Annotated in this window: 14 protein-coding genes; 5 read left to right on the top strand and 9 right to left on the bottom strand. The window is 72.5% G+C overall.

What is annotated here, in order from left to right; genetic code table 11:
• Positions 1-10: 10 nt before the first annotated feature.
• Positions 11-1432 carry a lipase maturation factor family protein gene (locus ABB07_RS03995; protein WP_208897323.1) on the bottom strand — a complete coding sequence of 474 codons (1422 nt, stop codon included), beginning with the start codon at positions 1430-1432 and terminating at the stop codon, positions 11-13.
• Between the two features lie 205 nt (positions 1433-1637).
• Between ABB07_RS03995 and ABB07_RS03990 the strand changes: the two genes are divergently transcribed.
• Entirely contained in the window at positions 1638-3719 is a 2082-nt protein-coding gene (locus tag ABB07_RS03990) for a SpoIIE family protein phosphatase (protein ID WP_208897322.1), read from the top strand.
• A gap of 45 nt (positions 3720-3764) precedes the next feature.
• Positions 3765-4628: an Fpg/Nei family DNA glycosylase gene (locus ABB07_RS03985; RefSeq protein ID WP_208897320.1), complete on the top strand. Its 864-nt coding sequence runs from the start codon at positions 3765-3767 to the stop codon at positions 4626-4628.
• A gap of 121 nt (positions 4629-4749) precedes the next feature.
• On the opposite strand, the gene ABB07_RS03980 is transcribed toward ABB07_RS03985, so the two are convergent.
• The 5 genes from ABB07_RS03980 to ABB07_RS03960 form a co-directional block, all read right to left on the bottom strand.
• Positions 4750-5403 carry a zf-HC2 domain-containing protein gene (locus tag ABB07_RS03980; protein ID WP_208897318.1) on the bottom strand — a complete coding sequence of 218 codons (654 nt, stop codon included), beginning with the start codon at positions 5401-5403 and terminating at the stop codon, positions 4750-4752.
• A gap of 174 nt (positions 5404-5577) precedes the next feature.
• On the bottom strand, positions 5578-6093 hold the full coding sequence (locus tag ABB07_RS03975) for a hypothetical protein (protein WP_208897317.1): 516 nt from the start codon (positions 6091-6093) through the stop codon (positions 5578-5580).
• A gap of 143 nt (positions 6094-6236) precedes the next feature.
• Positions 6237-6806, bottom strand: a complete 570-nt coding sequence (locus tag ABB07_RS03970; RefSeq protein ID WP_208897315.1) for a sigma-70 family RNA polymerase sigma factor — start codon at positions 6804-6806, stop codon at positions 6237-6239.
• Positions 6807-7007: 201 nt separating this feature from the next.
• Complete coding sequence (locus ABB07_RS03965; protein ID WP_208897314.1) at positions 7008-8432, bottom strand: amino acid permease; 1425 nt, start codon at positions 8430-8432, stop codon at positions 7008-7010.
• A 242-nt stretch (positions 8433-8674) separates the two neighbouring features.
• Positions 8675-9148, bottom strand: coding sequence for a universal stress protein (locus ABB07_RS03960; protein WP_208897312.1), 474 nt, complete (start codon positions 9146-9148; stop codon positions 8675-8677).
• A gap of 868 nt (positions 9149-10016) precedes the next feature.
• On the opposite strand from ABB07_RS03960, the gene lysX reads away from it, so the two are divergent.
• The gene (gene lysX / locus ABB07_RS03955) at positions 10017-13295 is read left to right on the top strand and encodes a bifunctional lysylphosphatidylglycerol synthetase/lysine--tRNA ligase LysX (protein ID WP_208897311.1); all 3279 of its coding nucleotides are present in this window, start codon (positions 10017-10019) and stop codon (positions 13293-13295) included.
• Here the strand turns inward: lysX and ABB07_RS41940 are convergent.
• The gene (locus ABB07_RS41940) at positions 13240-14001 is read right to left on the bottom strand and encodes an MFS transporter (RefSeq protein WP_425264800.1); all 762 of its coding nucleotides are present in this window, start codon (positions 13999-14001) and stop codon (positions 13240-13242) included. The genes lysX and ABB07_RS41940 overlap by 56 nt on opposite strands.
• 19 nt (positions 14002-14020) lie before the next feature.
• Between ABB07_RS41940 and ABB07_RS03945 the strand changes: the two genes are divergently transcribed.
• Positions 14021-14854, top strand: coding sequence for a polysaccharide deacetylase family protein (locus tag ABB07_RS03945; protein WP_208897307.1), 834 nt, complete (start codon positions 14021-14023; stop codon positions 14852-14854).
• Positions 14855-14892: 38 nt separating this feature from the next.
• Here ABB07_RS03945 and ABB07_RS03940 read toward each other — a convergent pair whose 3' ends face one another.
• Positions 14893-15564: a class F sortase gene (locus ABB07_RS03940; RefSeq protein WP_208897305.1), complete on the bottom strand. Its 672-nt coding sequence runs from the start codon at positions 15562-15564 to the stop codon at positions 14893-14895.
• 332 nt (positions 15565-15896) lie between these two features.
• On the opposite strand from ABB07_RS03940, the gene ABB07_RS03935 reads away from it, so the two are divergent.
• Positions 15897-16712 (top strand): hypothetical protein, encoded by an 816-nt coding sequence (locus tag ABB07_RS03935; protein ID WP_208897303.1) that lies wholly within the window; start codon positions 15897-15899, stop codon positions 16710-16712.
• Positions 16713-16835: 123 nt separating this feature from the next.
• Here ABB07_RS03935 and ABB07_RS03930 read toward each other — a convergent pair whose 3' ends face one another.
• Positions 16836-17597: a bestrophin-like domain gene (locus ABB07_RS03930; RefSeq protein ID WP_208897301.1), complete on the bottom strand. Its 762-nt coding sequence runs from the start codon at positions 17595-17597 to the stop codon at positions 16836-16838.
• Positions 17598-17609 lie beyond the last annotated feature (12 nt).

The raw sequence follows: 17609 nt of genomic DNA, 5'->3' as shown, positions 1-17609 counted from the left end.
CCGCCCGCCGCTACGCGCGCTCGGCGCCCTCCGCCAGCCTGACGGGCGGCAGGTACTCGCGCACGTACGTCCGCTCCCAGCACGCGCCCGACTCCCGCAGCTCCCGCCAGGTGGTGTAGCGGTACCGGAACAGGCGGGCGCGGACGTAGCGGGGCGGGGTGTCCGGCGGGAAGGGGGAGCGGCGCAGCAGGCGCAGGGTGTCGCGGTCGTTCTCCAGCAGGCGTTCCACCAGGCCGCCGAACCAGTCTCCGGCATAGCCGGGGGACAGCGCCGCGAACCACATCAGCCAGTCCAGGCGCAGATGGTAGGGGGCGAACTGGCGCGGCCAGTGCCGGGTGTCACCGGGCTTGCCCCGGAACTCGTACTCCCGCCAGTCCGCGTCCTCACGGGGTTCGTCGTCCAGCGTGCCCTCGACCACCACCTCGTAGCGGACCCGGCTGACGCTGCCGAACGCGCCGTAGGTGTTCACCAGGTGCAGCGGGTCGAAGGAACGGTTCATGACCTGGCGGCGGGACATCATGTTGACCACGGGGTGGTAGCTCAGGAAGAGCAGCAGCGCGGCGACGGCGAGCACCAGGACCTCGTACCACGGCGGCGCCGCCGGCACCGGCGGGGCGGACCCGGGCAGCCGCAGCGCGGACACGGCCAGCACGATGGTGATCCAGTTCAGCCAGGAGAAGTTGCCGGACAGCACCAGCCACAGCTGTGTGACGATCATCAGCGCGCCCGCGGCCGAGGCGATCGGCTGCGGCGTGAACAGCAGCACCGGCACGAGCAGTTGCGTCACATGGTTGGCCGCCACCTCCACCCGGTGCAGCGGCTTCGGCAGATGGTGGAAGAACCAGCTCAGCGGGCCCGGCATGGGCTGGGTCTCGTGGTGGTAGTACAGGCAGGTCAGCTTCCGCCAGCACGCGTCGCCCCGCAGCTTGATCAGCCCGGCGCCGAACTCCACCCGGAACAGGATCCAGCGCAGCAGGAACAGCACGAGGACCGGCGGCGCCACCTCGTCGTTGCCGAGGAACGCGGCCAGGAAACCGGTCTCCAGCAGCAGCGACTCCCAGCCGAACGCGTACCACGTCTGGCCCACGTTCACGACCGACAGATACAGCGCCCACGGCACCAGCCACAGCGGGATCCCGGCCCACAGCGGCAGCAGGGAGTCCGCGCCGGCCAGCAGCGCCGCCGACACCGCGCAGCCGGCCCACGCGCAGCCGGCGAAGAAGCGGTCGGAGTAGTGCAGATGGAACAGGCTGGGCGCCCGTCTGAAGGGGATCCGCGCCACATAGCGGGGGATCGGCAGCATTCCGCGCTCGCCCAGCAGGGCCCGGAACTGCAGCGCCGCCGTCAGGAACGCCACCAGGTACAGAGCGGCCAGAGCCCGCTGGAGGACCAGCCGGGTCAGCCAGTAGTCGGGAGCGGTGAACCAGTTCACGGCTCTGCGCCCTTCGTCGCGGCCGGACCGCCGGTGTCGTCTTCATCATGACGCGCCCCCGAGTTGCCGGCCAGACGGACGCGACGCGAACAACGGGGAGCGGTCACCGACGGTGATGAGATGTGAACGATACGGATATCCGCCGCCCCGGAGCCCACCGGAGGAACAGGTCGAAGAATCGGATAAATCCTGGCAAGGTGGGCGCATGGCAGTTCGGGCAGCGAGTGCCGCGTCACTCCCGGCGGACTGGCCCGCCCACCCGGATCCGATCCTGGCGCTCAACCGCATGGGCAGCTTCGACTGGGACCTGGACACGGGCCTGTTCCACATGGACGCCCAGGCGCACGCGGTGTTCGACCTGCTGCCCGGGGAGTACGACGGCCACCCCGAGTCCCTGTCCGCCCGGGTGCCGCAGCCCGAGGCGGCTCGGCTGGACGCCCTGGTGGCCCAGGCCATCAAGGACGGCAGCGAGAACTACGGGGGCTACTTCCGCATCCGCTGCCGTGACGGCACCTCCCGCTGGACCCACACCCAGGGATACATCCGCCGGGACGACACCGGCCGCCCGCGCCGGGTCGTCGGCATCGTCCGCGACGCCACCGAGGAACTCGCCGAGAGCGAGACACGCAGCCTGCGGGCCGCCCAGGACGAGGCGTTCCGCCAGCAGACGGGCGTCGTCCAGGCCGTCTCCGCCGCCCTCGCCCACGCGCGCAGCGTCCAGGAGGTCATCGACGCCCTCAAGGACACCCACGGCATCCGCCATCTCGGCGCGGCCAGCCTGGTGATGGGACTGGTCGAGGCAGGCCGCATCCGGCTGGTCGCGGAGGGGCCCGTCGAGGCCTCCGTGCCCGGCACCGGGGTCACCCGGATCGAGGAGCCGTACCCGATGAGCGAGGTCGTCCGCACGCTCCTGCCGCGGTTCATCGAGTCCCCGGAGGAGTTCGCCGCGGGCTATCCGATCCTCTGGCCGCACCTCACCGGCCTGCACATCACCTCGGCCGCCTATCTGCCGCTGATCGCCCAGGCCCGCCCGATCGGCGCGATGGGGCTGCTCTACAGCGACCGGCGCGGCTTCTCCACCGAGGAGCGCGCCGTCCTGGTCGCCCTCGGCAGCACCATCGCGCAGAGCCTGCAGCGGGCCATGCTCTACGAGCAGGAGAAGGACCTCGCCCAGGGCCTGCAGCAGGCGATGCTGCCCCGCACCATCCCCAGCGTCCGCGGCGCCGACGTGGCCGTCCGCTACCGCGCGGGCACCGCCGTGGGCGCCCTCGGCCGGGACATCGGCGGCGACTGGTACGACCTGATCCCGCTGCCCGGCGGCCGGGTCGGCGCGGTCATCGGCGACGTCCAGGGCCACGACACCCACGCGGCGGCCGTGATGGGCCAGCTGCGGATCGTGCTGCGCGCCTACGCCGCCGAGGGACACACCCCGGCGGCCGCGATGGCCCGGGCCTCCGTCTTCCTGCACGAACTCGACACCGACCGGTTCGCCACCTGCCTGTACGCCGAGGCCGACCTGTCCACCGGGGTCGTCCAGGCGGTCCGCGCCGGTCACATCGACCCGCTGATCCGGCACGGCGACGGCAGCTGCTGCCGGGTGCCGGTCGAGGGCGGGCTGCCGCTCGGGCTGTCCGCCGAGTTCGGCCGGCTGGACTACCCCGTCTCCACCCTCGAACTCGACCCCGGGCACACCCTGCTGCTGTGCACCGACGGGCTCGTCGAACAGCCCGGCGCCGACCTCGACGACGGCATGCGCCGCCTGACGTCGCTCGTCGCGGACGGCCCCGAGGACGTGTGCGACCTCGCCGACCGGCTGATCCAGGTGGCCGAGGAGCGGGCCGGCGACGACGACGTGGCGCTGCTCCTGCTGCGCCGGCGCACCGCGGAGGCCCCGCCCGCCGGCGGCCGGCTCCAGCAGCACGTGGCGCCCGGCGACCCGGAGGCCCTCACCCAGGCCCGGCACCTGATCCGCTCCGCGGTCCGCTCCTGGGGCTACCGCGACCGCGCCGACGAGATAGAGCTGGTCGCCGACGAGCTGATCACCAACGCGCTGATGCACACCGAGGGCTCCGCGATCGTGACCCTGCGGGCCCTGGACGGCGGCCACCGCAGGCTGCGGATCGAGGTCGAGGACTCCTCCAGCGCCCTGCCGCGCCGCCGCGAGGCGGGCGAGGACGGCGTCTCCGGCCGCGGTCTGCTGCTGGTGGAGATGCTCGCCGACGCCTGGGGCGTGGAGGCGCGCGGCGGCGGCAAGGCGGTGTGGTGCGAGTTCCGCCGGGAGGGCTGACCCGGTTCACCTGGCAGTGTCGGTGCCGGGTGGCACTCTGGACCCATGCCGGAACTGCCCGAGGTAGAAGCGCTGAAGGACTTCCTCACCGAGCACCTGGTCGGCCACCGGGTGGCCCGCGTGCTGCCGGTCGCCGTCAGCGTCCTGAAGACGTACGACCCCCCGGTCACCGCCTTCGAGGGCGCGCAGGTGACCGCCGTGCACCGGCACGGCAAGTTCCTGGACCTGGCGGCCGACAGCGGGCTGCACCTGGTGACCCACCTGGCCCGGGCCGGCTGGCTGCAGTGGAAGGACCGGCTGCCGGACGGCCCGCCCAAGCCCGGCAGGGGCCCGCTCGCGCTGCGCGTGGCGCTGGAGACCGGCGAGGGCTTCGACCTCACCGAGGCCGGCACCCAGAAACGCCTCGCGGTGTACGTCGTCCGCGATCCGCGGCAGGTCGAGGGCATCGCCCGGCTCGGTCCGGACCCGCTCGCCGCCGACTTCGACGAGGACCGCCTCGCCGACCTGCTCAGGGACGAGAGACGGCAGCTCAAGGGCGCCCTGCGCGACCAGTCCCTGATCGCCGGCGTCGGCAACGCCTACAGCGACGAGATCCTGCACGCCGCGCGGATGTCCCCGTTCAAGCTCGCCGCGTCCCTGACCCCGGAGGAGACCCACCGGCTCTACGAGGCGCTGCGCTCGACGCTCACCGAGGCGGTGGACCGCTCCCGGGGCCTGGCCGCCGGGCGGCTGAAGGCCGAGAAGAAGAGCGGCCTGCGCGTCCACGGCCGGACCGGCGAGCCCTGCCCGGTGTGCGGAGACACCATCCGCGAGGTCTCCTTCAGCGACTCCTCGCTGCAGTACTGCCCCACCTGCCAGACGGGCGGCAAGCCCCTGGCGGACCGCAGACTGTCCCGGCTGCTGAAGTAGCCCCTCCGGCGCCTCGACCGTCCCTCCGGCGCCTCGATGGTCCCTCCGGCGCTTCGATGGCCGTGCGGCGTGTCGACGGTCCCTGCGGCGCCTCGATGTCCTGCGGTGCCTCGACCGGTTCCTACGACGCCTCGACGGACACCAGGTGCTGCCCGTCCGTGGTGCGTACGTCGTAGCGGGCGATCTCGTCGGGGTGCATCGTGGAGGACCCGAGCGTGGTGAAGGTGCCGGTGGCGTGGCCGGGCTCCATCCAGCCGCCGATGACCTGCTCGGAGCCGTCGCGTCCCACGACGACGAGCCGGCAGGCGTGGGGACCGGTGCCGTCCTTCACCTTCAGGAGCAGCCGGCTGCCGGTGTCCCCGTCGTCGGCGGTCACCTCGGCCCACACCCCGGTTTTCGGATCGGTGGCCTCGGTGACGTGCGCGGTCTGCTGCTCATGGCCGGTGAAGGCCATGATCCCGGATCCGGCCACGGCCAGCACCACGGAGGCGGCCAGGCCGTACAGGAAGCGCCGGCGGCGCGTCCGGTGCCGGTGCGCCACCTCTCCGAGCAGCCGGTCCAGCAGCCGGGGGCCGGGCTGCGTCATGGGGTGCACAAAGCGCGGCGTGGCCCGGCGGTACAGCATCAACTGCCGTGCGGTGGGCCCGAATTCGGTGACCTGTGCCGCGCACTGAGGGCACTCCATGAGGTGGTCCTCGAAGCGGAAGGCCTCCGCCTCGTTCAGCACGCCGAGCGCGTACGCGCCGACGTCGCGATGCCTTTCCAGGGACCTCATGCCGAATCCTCGTGCCGATGGGTGCGGGTGGGGTTACTCCGTGCTCCCACCCGTACGCAGCCGACAGCCGAATCACTCAAGCCACCCACAGAATCCCGGACGAGAGATTCGGAGCCGCGCGGCCCGCGGATTGGTCCGGTTCCGGAAAACTTCGAAAAGCCCCGCGGCGAGAGGTCAGAACAGATGGATCGCGAGATGCCCGAGGGGCAGCCCGAGCCGCCACGCCGGGGTCCACACCTTCGGCCCGTCCTCCTCCCCGGCCGGCCCACCACCGCCCGGCACCGCGTCCAGGTCCGGCGCGAGCAGCTCGGTCTCCTCCAGCCAGCGCCAGGCGTCGGCGGCGAGGGCCAGGTCGGGCGAGCGGGTGCCGGACCGCTCGGCCCGTTCCGTCAGCTCGGCCATGCGCTCGCCCACCCAGTCCCGCCACGGCTGGTCGTAGGCGGTCAGCGACAGCCAGTGCTCCAGCTGGGAGATCACCCGGATGCCGGACAGCTCCCCGTCGGTGTCGGACAGGAAGACGGTGAGCGCCAGCGCGTCCCGGCCCGCCCGGAACTCGAAGGAGGTCGGTGGCATCAGATCACCGGTGCGCAGCAGCTCGTCGGCGATGTATTCGGCGTACAACCAGGCCATGGGGACGGCCAGTTCACCGCCGTCGGTGCCGTCCGTGCTCTCGTGCCCTCTGTGCAGCATCCCTTCCTGCCCTTCCTCCGGTATGCGCGCGTCGCCCGACCTCCGGGTCCGGCCGCTTGCCCGGAACGCGGATGAGGACAGCCCATTGCCCCAACGGGGGGCACAGCAAGGCGCTTTACCGAGGTTTGACCCGGGCTCCGGTTTCAGTGCAGGTCGGCCGCATAATCCGGAAGGACCCGGCGCAGCGCGCGCAGCGCGTAGTACGCGCGGGACTTCACGGTACCGGGTGGCACGCCCAGGGTCTGCGCCGCTTCCGCCACACTGGCCCCGAGGAAGTACACGAGTACGAGTACGTCACGGTGCTCGGGCGTGAGTGTCTTCACAGCCTGCCGCACATCGAGCATCGCGGCGGCCCGTTCGGCGTGATCGTCGGTCACCCGGGCGCTCTCCGGGATCTCGGCGCCGGTCTCCGGGGGCCGGGCCTGCCGGGCCCGCCGGGCGTCGATCGCGAGCCGCCGGGCGACCGTCAGCAGCCAGGGCCGTACGGAGTCGAAGTCCTCGGCGTGCAGCGCCTCGGGATGCTGCCAGGCGCGCACCAGGGTCTCCTGGACCAGGTCCTCGGCGCGCTGCCGGTCCCCGTCGCAGAGCCTGAGCAGCAGGGCGAAGAGCGGTCCGCCGTGCTCGCGCTGGAGCGCGGCCAGTTCGTGCTCGGCGGTCGTCGTCCCGCGGGCCCGCGCCGCCGCCGTGTGGATCAGTGAGGTTCCGGCCGTCATGGGCGCATGGCAGCGCAGGGCACGGCCGGGGGACAGGGCGCGCGCACCGCCGGCGCGACGGACGGTCGATCGCGTCGGCGAACGGTCGGACGAACGGTCCGTACGACCGCCCCGGTCCGTACCTCCGTGTCACCTTCCCGGTTACAGACTTCCCGGTCCTTACCACCTTCCTGGGGCGGACCGGTCAGCGATCCCGGGCGGTCAATCGGTGGGCCGTGCCCCGGCCAGCGCGGAGCGCTTGTAGGAGTAGCCGAAGTAGATCACGCACCCGATCACGAACCACACGGCGAACCGCACCCAGGTCTGCCACTGCAGGAACGTGATCAGCCAGACCGAGAAGACGCAGCCCAGTGCGGGCACGACCGGCATCCACGGCGTGCGGAAGGTGCGCGGCAGCTCCGGCCGCCGGTAGCGCAGCACGATCACCGCGGCGCACACCACCACGAACGCCAGCAGGATGCCGATGTTGGTCAGTTCGGCGGCCGAGCCGATCGGGACGAACCCGGCGATGGCGGCCGCGGCCACCCCGACGATCCAGGTCACCCGGGTCGGCACGTGCCGTGTCGGGTGCGTCCGGGCGAACCACGGGGGCAGCAGACCGTCCCGGGACATGGAGAACCACACCCGGGTCACGCCCAGCATGAACGTGAACATCACGGTGAGGATGCCGATGATCGCGCCGACCGCGATCACGTCCGCGAGCCCGTTCAGGCCCACCGCCTTGAACGCGCTCGAGAAGCCGCTCTCCGGGTCGATGTGCCGGTAGTCCTGCATGCCGGTCAGCACCAGGCAGGCCGCCACGTACAGCACCATCGAGATCACCAGCGAGTAGATGATCGCCTTCGGCATGTGCCGCTGGGCGTCCCTGGACTCCTCGGCGGCGGTCGACATGGCGTCGTAGCCGAACACCGCGAAGAACACGGTCGCCGCGCCGGTGAAGACGCCGCCGATGCCGAACGGGAAGAACGGGTGGTAGTTCGCCGAGTCGATGTGGAACACGCCCACCCCGATCACCAGCAGCACCACCAGCACCTTCACCACGACCACGAACGTCTCGAAGCGGGCCGCGCTGCGGATGCCGAGGTTCAGCAGCCAGGCGATCAGCAGGCACAGGATGGCCGCGAACAGGTCCACCCGGTGCCCGGCCCCGGTGCCCGGCGCCCCCAGCATCCACTGCGGCAGCTTCGCGCCCATCTCCTCCACCAGGAAGCCGAAGTAGCCCGAGATGCCGATCGCCACCACCGCCACGATCGCGGTGTACTCCAGCAGCAGGTCCCAGCCGATGAACCAGCCCGCGAACTCGCCGAGCACCGCGTAGCCGTACGTGTACGCCGATCCCGCCTTCGGGATGAGCCCGGCGAACTCGGCGTACGACAGCGCGGCGCAGGCGCTCGCCACACCGGCGATCAGGAACGACACCACGACCGCCGGCCCGGCCGTGCCGTTGGCGACCGTGCCGGCCAGCGTGAAGATGCCGGCGCCGATGATGCCGCCCACCCCGATCGCGGTGAGCTGCCACAGCCCGAGCGACTTCTCCAGGCGTGGACCCTGGCCGACCTCGGTCTCCTCGATGTGTTCGATGGGTTTGCGGCGGAGAATCCCCTCACCCGCGCGGAGCCCGGCCATGCGCCTCACCTCTTCGCCGACGGCAACGGCTGACGCCGGATCATGATGGCTCAGCCGCGCAGCACAGGAAAGACGCCACGCACGGCCCCGGCGGGCGCCTGGCGCTCCGGCGAGGGCGCGATGATCAGGTCGGCGCCCGACCGCACAACCAACAGTTGTACGAAGGGCGCAGCGGGCCCGCACCTCGGTGTGTGGTCCTTCAGCCGGGCGCAGCCGGTCTTCGACGGGCGGGATGCCCCGCCCTACGGCACGACCGTCACCGGCCAGCGCCCCGCCTTCACCAGGCGGATCGCCACCGAGCCGATGATCCGGTGGCCGGCCTGCTCGGAGGCGCCCACGACCACCGCGTCCGCCTTGAGCTCGTCGGCCGCCTTGACCAGCCCGGTGTACGGGTCGCCGCGGAAGGTGTGGAACTCCCAGCGCACCTCGAATATCCCCTTGACCCGCTCGGCGGCCTCCCGGATGTAGGTGACCAGGTCCTCGGCGATCTCGTCGGTCGTCTCCGCCACCGGCGCCCCGAGCGCCGCGCCGGCGGCCAGCACCGGCTGTACGTACACCACCGCCAGCAGCGCCCGCTGCCGCCGGGCGAGCCCGCCCGCGTACGCCGCCGCACGCAGCGAGGAGTCGGAGCCGTCCACCCCGACCAGGATGACCTTCGGCCCGTCCGTACCGCGCTCGAACTGGGACGAGGGCGAGTGCGAGTGCTGTTCCGTCACGGCCGTGAGGCTATCGGAATCCACCGTTCCCGCAGAGCCGTGGGGGGGCCGAGACCACGTCCCTGTCCGGCGGGCCGGTTGCGGACCGGGCCGGTTGCGGGGCGGGCCGTCGGGGTTGGGCCGTGTTGGGGGTGGGCCGGTTGCGGGGCGGGCCGCTTTGGAGGTGGGCCGGTTTCCGGGTCGACCCGTTGCCGGGCGGCCCGCTTGTGGGCAGGTGTGGGCCGGTGTGGGCCGGACGGGGTGGCGGACGGGCGATCCGGTCCGGGTGCCGTCCGAGCGGGCGAAGCAGGGCCTCTCGGAGCCGCCCCGACACGCCCCCCGTGGGCGGAGCCGCGCGTGCCCTTGCCTCCCGTCCCGGCTCATGGTCCCGGCCTCACTGAGGCCGCCCGGGCAGCCGCGCGCCCCTTGAACCGCCCGGGTGGCCCTCGGCGGGCGAGTCGCGCGGCGTCTTGTCTTTCGGTTCCGGCTCGCGGTCCTGGCCTCGGGGGTCTGCCCCGGTGTCCCTCGGTGGCGATCCGGGCGCCCTTGGTGGCTGCCCGGGCGTCCCTCGGCGGGCGAGTCGCGCGGCCTCTTGTCTTTCGGTTCCGGCACGTGGTCCTGGCCTCGCGGGTCGGCCCCGGCATCCCTCGGTGGCCATCCGGGCGTCCCTCGGCGGCCGCCCCGGTGTCCCTCGGCGGGTGAGTCGCGCGGCGGCTGGCCCTTCGGGTCCGGTGTGCGGTCCTGGACTCGTACGGCCACCTGCCGTCCCTCGGCGCAATGGCCGCGCACCCCCCTGCCCCCGGATCCGGCACGCGGGCCCCGCTCAGCCCGGACGGCGCCGCACCGCCTCGACGGGCGAGCCGGGCGACCCCTTTTTACAGTCGGAACCATGACCGCCAGCGCGGAGTCCGCCGCACGGAGGGATCCCACGGCCCCGGTACGTCCGCCCGCCGGTGGACGCCTCGGCTGGGTGCCCGAGGCCTTCGGGGCGCTCTTCGCCGCGCTCGGGCTGCTGTGCGCCCTGCTCGCGCTCGTCGAACCGCTGCGCCGCCTGCTCCGCCCGGTCGCGCACGCCCTCGACCTGGTGCTCCTTCCCATCAGCGCCAACCTGGCCTACGCCGTCTTCCTGTTCCTGCTGGCCGGTGCCACCGCCGCCCGCAAGAAGGTCGCCTGGTGGCTGGTCGTCGTCTATCTGGGCCTGGTCGTCCTCACCGACGCGATCGGCGTGGGCCTCGGCCTGTACGCCCAGTCGCTGCCGTCGCTGGTGCTGTGCGGCCTGCTGCTGCTCCTGCTCGTCGTGGCCAGAAAGGAGTTCTACGCCGCCTCCCGGCGCGGTGCCGTGTGGCGGGCGCTCGCCGTGCTGCTGGCCGGGCTCGCCGTGGCCATCCTGCTGGGCTGGGGCCTGGTCATGCTCTTCCCGGGCACGCTGCCGGCGAACGAGCACCTGGCCTGGGCGGCCGACCGGGTGTGCGGCGGCCTGGTCTCGGGCAGCTCCTTCTCCGGCCGCCCGCCCCGCAAGGTCACCTTCGTGCTCGGCCTGCTCGGCGCCCTCGCCCTGCTCAACGCCGCCGCCGCGCTGTTCCGCTCCCAGCGCCTGGAGGCCGCCCTGCACGACGACGAGGAGGCCCGCATCCGCGCCCTGCTGGCCGCCTACGGCGAACGGGACTCCCTCGGCTACTTCGCCACCCGCCGCGACAAGGCCGTGGTCTTCTCGCCCAGCGGCAAGGCCGCCGTCACCTACCGCGTCGAGGCCGGCGTCTGCCTGGCCAGCGGCGACCCCGTCGGCGACATGGAGGCCTGGCCGCACGCCATCGCCGCCTGGCTGGACGTGGCCCGCCGCTACGCCTGGGCGCCGGCCGTCATGGGCGCCTCCGAGGACGGCGCCCGCGCCTACGCCCGCGCCGGACTCGGCGCCCTCCAGCTCGGCGACGAGGCGATCGTGCAGGTGGCCGCCTTCGATCTGAACGGCCGGGACATGCGCGTGACCCGGCAGGCCGTGCACCGGGTCCGCCGTACCGGCGCCACCTGCCGCATCCGCCGGCACGCCACCCTCACCGAACGGGAGATGGAGGAGATCGTCGACAAGGCCGACGCCTGGCGCGACACCGAGACCGAGCGCGGCTTCTCCATGGCCCTGGACCGGCTCGGCGACCCCGCCGACGGCGACTGCCTGCTGGTGGAGGCCCTCGGCGAGGACGGCCGGCTCCTCGCCCTGCTCTCCTTCGTGCCCTGGGGCCGGAGCGGCGTCTCCCTGGACCTGATGCGCCGTGACCGGGCCGCCCCCAACGGGGTCATGGAGTTCATGGTCGCCGAACTGTGCGCCGCCGCCCCCAAGCTGGGCGTCCGCCGGATCTCGCTGAACTTCGCGGTCTTCCGGTCGGTCTTCGAGGAGGGCGCCCGCATCGGCGCCGGCCCCGTCCTCAGGATCTGGCGCCGCCTGCTGCTGTTCTTCTCCCGCTGGTGGCAGCTGGAGGCCCTGTACCGCTCCAACGCCAAGTACCACCCGGAGTGGTACCCGCGCTTCATCTGCTACGGCGACACCGCCGCCCTCGCCCGCATCGGCCTGGCCTCCGGCATCGCCGAAGGCTTCGTCTCCGTACCGTCGTTGCGCAAACTCTGGGGAAAGGGGCACCCGAAGGCCGGGCAGCGGCCCGCGACCACCCACGGGCTGCCGCCCCTGACGGCGCTCGGCCTCGCCGGAGGGGACCAGGCCGGGCCCGCACCCCCGGACGCGGGTCTGCCCGAGCAGGTCCGCGTCCGGTACCACAAGCTCGACCGGCTGCGCGCCGCCGGCACCGATCCCTACCCGGTCGGCGTCCCCGCCCCCACCCACGCCCTCGCCGACGTGCCCCCCGGCGAGGACGTCACCGTCGCCGGACGGCTCATGCTGGTCCGCGACTTCGGCGGCATCGTCTTCGCCGTGCTGCGCGACTGGTCCGGCGACCACCAGATCGCCCTCACCCGCGACCGCTCCGGCGCCGCCCTCGACCGCTTCACCGCCGGATGCGACATCGGCGACCACCTCACCGCGACCGGCCGCACCGGGCTCAGCGACAAGGGCGAGCCCACGGTCTTCGTCACCTCCTGGCAGCTCACCGGCAAGTGCCTGCGCCCGCTGCCCGACAAACGCCGCGGCCTCACCGACCCCGAGGCGAGAGTCCGCCGCCGCTACCTCGACCTGGCCACCAGTCCCGCCGCCCGCGCGGTGATCCGGGCCCGCTCCGCCGCCGTGCAGGCCCTGCGCCAGGGCCTGCTGGACCGCGGCTTCGTGGAGGTCGAGACGCCGATGCTCCAGCCGGTCCACGGCGGCGCCACCGCCCGACCCTTCACCACCCACATCAACGCCTACGACCTCGACCTGTACCTGCGCATCGCCCCCGAGCTGTACCTGAAGCGGCTGTGCGTCGGCGGCTTGGAGAAGGTCTTCGAACTGGGCCGCACCTTCCGCAACGAGGGTGTGTCCTACAAGCACAACCCCGAGTTCACGATGCTGGAGGCGTACCAGGCCCACGCCGACTACGACGTCATGCTCGACCTCACCCGCGAGCTGATCCAGGGCGCGGCGCGGGCCGCCTTCGGCTCCCCGGTGGCCCGCAAGGACGGGGAAGAGTACGACATCTCCGGGAAGTGGCCGGTCAGAACGGTCTACGGCGCGATCTCCGAGGCGCTGGGGGAGGAGATCGGCCCCGGCACCGAGCTGCTGCGGCTGCACCGGCTGTGCGACCGGGCCGGGGTGCCCTACACCGCCGACGACCGGCCCGGCGACATCGTCCTGGAGATGTACGAGCGGCTCGTCGAGGAGCGCACCGGGCTCCCCACCTTCTACAAGGACTTCCCCACCGACGTCTCCCCGCTGACCCGCCAGCACCGCACCGACCCGCGGCTCGCCGAGCGCTGGGACCTCGTCGCCTTCGGCACCGAACTCGGCACCGCCTACTCGGAGTTGACCGACCCGGTGGAACAGCGCCGGCGGCTCACCGAGCAGTCGCTGCTGGCCGCCGGCGGCGACCCGGAGGCCATGGAGCTGGACGAGGACTTCCTCCAGGCCCTCGAGTACGCGATGCCCCCGACCGGCGGCCTCGGCATCGGCGTCGACCGGCTCGTGATGTTCCTCACCGGCCTGACGATCCGGGAGACCCTGCCGTTCCCCCTGGTGCGCCACCGCTGACACCGGGGGGCGGGACGGCCGTGCGGCCGCCGCGCCCGGACGGCCCAGCAGGGCGAACCCGGCGGCCGACGCGGTGCAGGGCAGCAGCGCCGCCGGAGCGGCACAGGCCACGACTGCGACGTGCACCGTGAGCGCCCGGTCCCGGTCCGGGCCCGCCGGATGCGTCGCGTCGATCAGGGCGAGCGCCCCCCATCGCCGCCGCCGCGATCCCCTGTACCGCCCGCGAGGCCATCAGCACCCAGCCGGCGGTGAACACCGCGGGTGCCGCCGCGGCGACGCTCGACAGCGCGAGCCCGCCCGTCAGCACCCGCCGCTGCCCGAAGGCCCCGCCGAGGGCTCCCGCGAGCACCGGCAGCGCGGCGAAACACACGCTGTACGCGGACAACAGCCAGGTCAGTCCGGCGGTGGCCAGGCCCCGGTCGCGCGCGACCAGGGGCAGCGACACCGCGAAGGCCGTCGTGTCGAAAACGACCAGGAACTGGGCGACGGCCAGCAGTGCCACCGCGAGCGCGCCGCGCGGTACGGCGTTCGTGTGTGTTCCCCCGTGTGCGGCCAGCTCGGCTCGACCCCCGTGTCCCTCTTGGCACTTGCTGGGGACCGACTGCTTGTCAGAGGCCCGCGCGGCGGACCACCACGGCCCCCGCACTGGGCCGTTCGGGTGTATTCCCGCTGCCGTACCGGTGTCGTTGTGGTGCGCCGGAGTCATGTGGGGCGACTGATGGGTCATGCAGAAGGATCAGTTGCTCACCCGGCGGGGGATGCTCCTGGCCGGCGCCGCCGCGCTGGGCGCCGCGGGTACCGCCGGAGTCGTCCTGGCGGGCGGCGCCGGGGACAGCGCCGGTACCACCGCCCCCGCTCCCGGACCGCAGGCCCGTCAGGCGCCGCGGGACTCCGCCTTCCGGCTCCAGCCGCTCACCGGCTACGGCCCCCCGCGTGCCGCGCCACGCAGGCTGAAGGTCCGCAAGGAGCCCATCCTCCAGATCTCCGGACGCGGCAGGCGCATGATGCTGACCTTCGACGACGGCCCCAACCCGGAGTACACCCCGCACATCCTGGACACCCTCGCCAAGTACGACGTGCGGGCCATGTTCTTCGTGTGCGGCGAATGCGTCGTCGACAACAGGGAACTGGTGGCCCGGATGGCCGACGAAGGCCATGTCGTGGGCAACCACACCTGGACGCATCCGCTGCTGACGACCCTCAACCGCAAGCAGATCCGCTCCGAGATGAAGCGGACGAGCGATGTCATCGAGGACACCTACGGCGAGCGCCCGCAGTGGTTCCGCGCGCCCTACGGCGCCTGGAACCGGGCCGCGTTCCAACTGGGCGCCGAGATGGGCATGGAGCCGATGGCCTGGACGGTCGACACCACCGACTGGATGGAGCCCGGCACCGACACCATCGTCGACCGGGTGGAGAGCGGCGCCGCCCCCGGCGTCGTGGTGCTCTCCCACGACGCCGGGGGCGACCGGACGCAGACCGTCGAGGCGATCCGTGAATGGCTGCCCCATCTCCTCGACTCCGGCTACCACATGACCGTGCCGAGCCGGCGTGTGTGACGGTGTCCCGGCTCTTCGCCCGCCCGGCCGCGGTGGCGTCAGTTCACCGCGACCAGGCGGGCGAAGACGACGACGTTGCCGTCGTATCCGTTCTGCCTGGAAAAGCCGCCGCCGCAGGTGATGACCCGCAGTTCCGGTGTTCCCTTCGAGCCGTACACGCGGTCGCCCGGGAAATCGCTCTTGGAGAAGACCTCGACACCATAGGTCTCGAACACCGCGGTCTTTCCGTCCTTGCGCAGGACCTCGATCCGGTTTCCCTTCTTCAGGGACCCGAGTCCGTAGAACACGGCGGGGCCCCGCTTGTTGTCGACGTGCCCGACGATGACGGCGGTGCCCTTCTCGCCGGGGGAGACCGCACCGGTGAACCAGCCCGCCAGGTTGGGGTCCTCCGGCGGCGGTGCGGCGACCCAGCCCGCCGCGTCCAGACTGACCGGCATCACCGGCGCGTTCACCTGGATCGCGGGGATGCGGATCCGGCCGGCGGCGGAGAACCCGAGCGACGCCGGAGCCCTCGAGAAGGTGCCGGCGCCGGCGCGGCTGTCCGGGGCCGCCGCCGAGGCTGGCTGCGGCGGACCGATGTCGAACTCCCCGGAACCGTTCCGGATGAGTGCCACACCGGTCAGCAGAACAAGCGCCAACACGCCCCACGGGGCGCGTCTCTTCCGCCGTTCCTCCTCCTCGGCAAGCTCGAAAAGCCCGGACGCAGACATTCGCCATCCCCTCTCGACGCGGCCTCGCCACAGCCATCGCGCATGGGAAAACGCTAAATCGCGTGCGCAGCACGGGCGACGGGGACGAGTGGCGAACGGGTGGCCCACGGCCCGTGTGGTGCGCCATCCGAGTTGCCATTCCCAGAAAATTTCTGACGGTCCGTGACCTGCGGCAATATCCGATTATGTGCTTTTCCTGCGGTGTGTTGGCTCACCAGGACGGACGATTCTCGACGTGCGGGCGTGTTCCGCGCGCCGGACGGTCTTTCCGGGAGGTGTTTTCTCGCCGATCCACCGGGGACAGGCCCCGGGCACCTCCCGCGGAGGATCACATGCGAAACCAACGTGCCCTGGCGGCCGCGTGCACCGCGGTCGCCGTGCTCGGGTTCGCCGCCCCGGAAGCCGTCCCGTACGGCGTCGGCAGCGGCGGCGGCCCGTACCACAGCAAAGCGGGCCCCGGCCCGGACGACGGCATCACCGGCATCGCCGGCAATGTCGACACCCCCGATCACTTCGACGACAACGGGAGCCACGGCCACGCCCCGGCGCAGGGTGAGGGGTCCGGTCAGGGCGACGACAACGGGAACGACGGCCGGAGTGACGAATCCGACCACCGTGGCGACAGCCTCGGCCGGAGTGACGACTCCGACCACCGTGGCGACAGCGTCGGCCGCCACGACGACTCCGGCCAGGACGACGACTTCGCCGACAGCCAGGACGACTTCGGCGGCGGCGGCGGTGGTGGTGGCGACGACGGCCCCCGGAACGTCGTCGCCAGACCCGGCGTGCTTCCGGCCGGCGGCCGGCTCGCCGTCAGCGTGGACGGCTGCCACGGCGGCACCATGTCCTCCCCGGTCTTCCGCACCACCCAGTTCAACGCGTTCCAGGACGACACCGCGCGCGGCACCATCAAGGTCGACCGCGACGCCCGTCCCGGCCGGTACGAGATCAGGATCCGCTGCGAGGGCAGGACCCTGGTCCGCCCGGCCGCGTTCACCGTGCTCGGCGGTGTGCAGGGCGGTGTCGGCGGCGGCAGGTCCAGCGGCGCCACCCCGGTCGACATGGCCATCGGCGCCGGACTCGTGACCCTGGCGGTCGTCGGGGGCGGCGCGTTCTGGCTGCGCCGCCGGAACGAGAAGCGGACCTGACGCCCCTGCCGCCCGGCCTGCCCAGGCCCCGGAGCCGTGCGGGGGACGTCGGCACGGCGATCGCCCCGGCCCGCGGGGGAGCCGGGGCGAAGCCCTGCCGGTGATCCATGGGTCCGGGAGCTGTCAGGTGACCCCGGAGAACAGGTTCATGAACGGCTCCGCCGTCACCGCGATGCCCCGGCTGTAGGGGGCGTCGAAGTCCCAGATGAGGAACAGCATGAACGCGATGGTCGCGGAGAACAGCCCCGCCAGGACCAGTTCGCGCCGGGTGCGCCGGATCTGCAGCGCGAACACCATGCCGATGGTGACCACGGCCCCGGTGAGCAGGCCCCACCACACCACCGGCGGCATGGTGGCCCCGGTGGAGTCGGCGCGGGCGTTGCGGGCCTGGTCGGCGGCGGTCATCTGGTCCAGCAGCGGCTGGTAGGCCTGCGCCTCGAAGTCACCCTTCGGCTGGTAGTCGGTGACGTCCTGGCGGACCTTCTGCAGCAGCTGCGCGCCGCGGTCGGTGACGCGCTCGTCGTGCGCCATCGTCCGCCACTCGTGGTGGACGACATAGCTGACATAGGTGTTGACATCGTGGCGGACCTTGTCACGGACGTCCGGCGGATAGACCCGGACCCGCTCCGAGATCTCGTGCAGCGCCTGGGCTTCGGACTGCACATGGTCCTGCGCGGAGCTGCGCGCCTCCCACACGCCCGCGATGGCAAGGCCCAGGACGATGGCGTACACGACACCGATCCACATCGTCATGTACTCGATGACGTCCGGGGTCTCGCTGGGGTCCTCGTCCTCGGGGGCACGCTTGTGCCGTAGGACGGTGACGATGACCACCACGGCGCAGGCCGCCAGCATCGCGAGGACGAGAACAAGCCAATCCGGCAACGGATACCTCCA

It is taken from the genome of Streptomyces incarnatus (genome assembly GCF_001027185.1).
Classification (GTDB): domain Bacteria; phylum Actinomycetota; class Actinomycetes; order Streptomycetales; family Streptomycetaceae; genus Streptomyces; species Streptomyces puniciscabiei.
Note: the sequence above shows the minus strand (reverse complement) of the source record. Positions and strands in the feature narration are given on the sequence as shown.

Excerpts from the sequence above, each read along its gene's own strand:
- ABB07_RS03990 (WP_208897322.1), top strand. The coding sequence starts at position 1,638 with ATGGCAGTTCGGGCAGCGAGTGCCGCGTCACTCCCGGCGGACTGGCCC.
- ABB07_RS03985 (WP_208897320.1), top strand. The coding sequence starts at position 3,765 with ATGCCGGAACTGCCCGAGGTAGAAGCGCTGAAGGACTTCCTCACCGAG.
- ABB07_RS03980 (WP_208897318.1), bottom strand. The coding sequence starts at position 5,403 with ATGAGGTCCCTGGAAAGGCATCGCGACGTCGGCGCGTACGCGCTCGGC.
- ABB07_RS03975 (WP_208897317.1), bottom strand. The coding sequence starts at position 6,093 with ATGCTGCACAGAGGGCACGAGAGCACGGACGGCACCGACGGCGGTGAA.
- ABB07_RS03970 (WP_208897315.1), bottom strand. The coding sequence starts at position 6,806 with ATGACGGCCGGAACCTCACTGATCCACACGGCGGCGGCGCGGGCCCGC.
- ABB07_RS03965 (WP_208897314.1), bottom strand. The coding sequence starts at position 8,432 with ATGGCCGGGCTCCGCGCGGGTGAGGGGATTCTCCGCCGCAAACCCATC.
- lysX (WP_208897311.1), top strand. The coding sequence starts at position 10,017 with ATGACCGCCAGCGCGGAGTCCGCCGCACGGAGGGATCCCACGGCCCCG.
- ABB07_RS41940 (WP_425264800.1), bottom strand. The coding sequence starts at position 14,001 with ATGACTCCGGCGCACCACAACGACACCGGTACGGCAGCGGGAATACAC.
- ABB07_RS03945 (WP_208897307.1), top strand. The coding sequence starts at position 14,021 with ATGCAGAAGGATCAGTTGCTCACCCGGCGGGGGATGCTCCTGGCCGGC.
- ABB07_RS03940 (WP_208897305.1), bottom strand. The coding sequence starts at position 15,564 with ATGTCTGCGTCCGGGCTTTTCGAGCTTGCCGAGGAGGAGGAACGGCGG.
- ABB07_RS03935 (WP_208897303.1), top strand. The coding sequence starts at position 15,897 with ATGCGAAACCAACGTGCCCTGGCGGCCGCGTGCACCGCGGTCGCCGTG.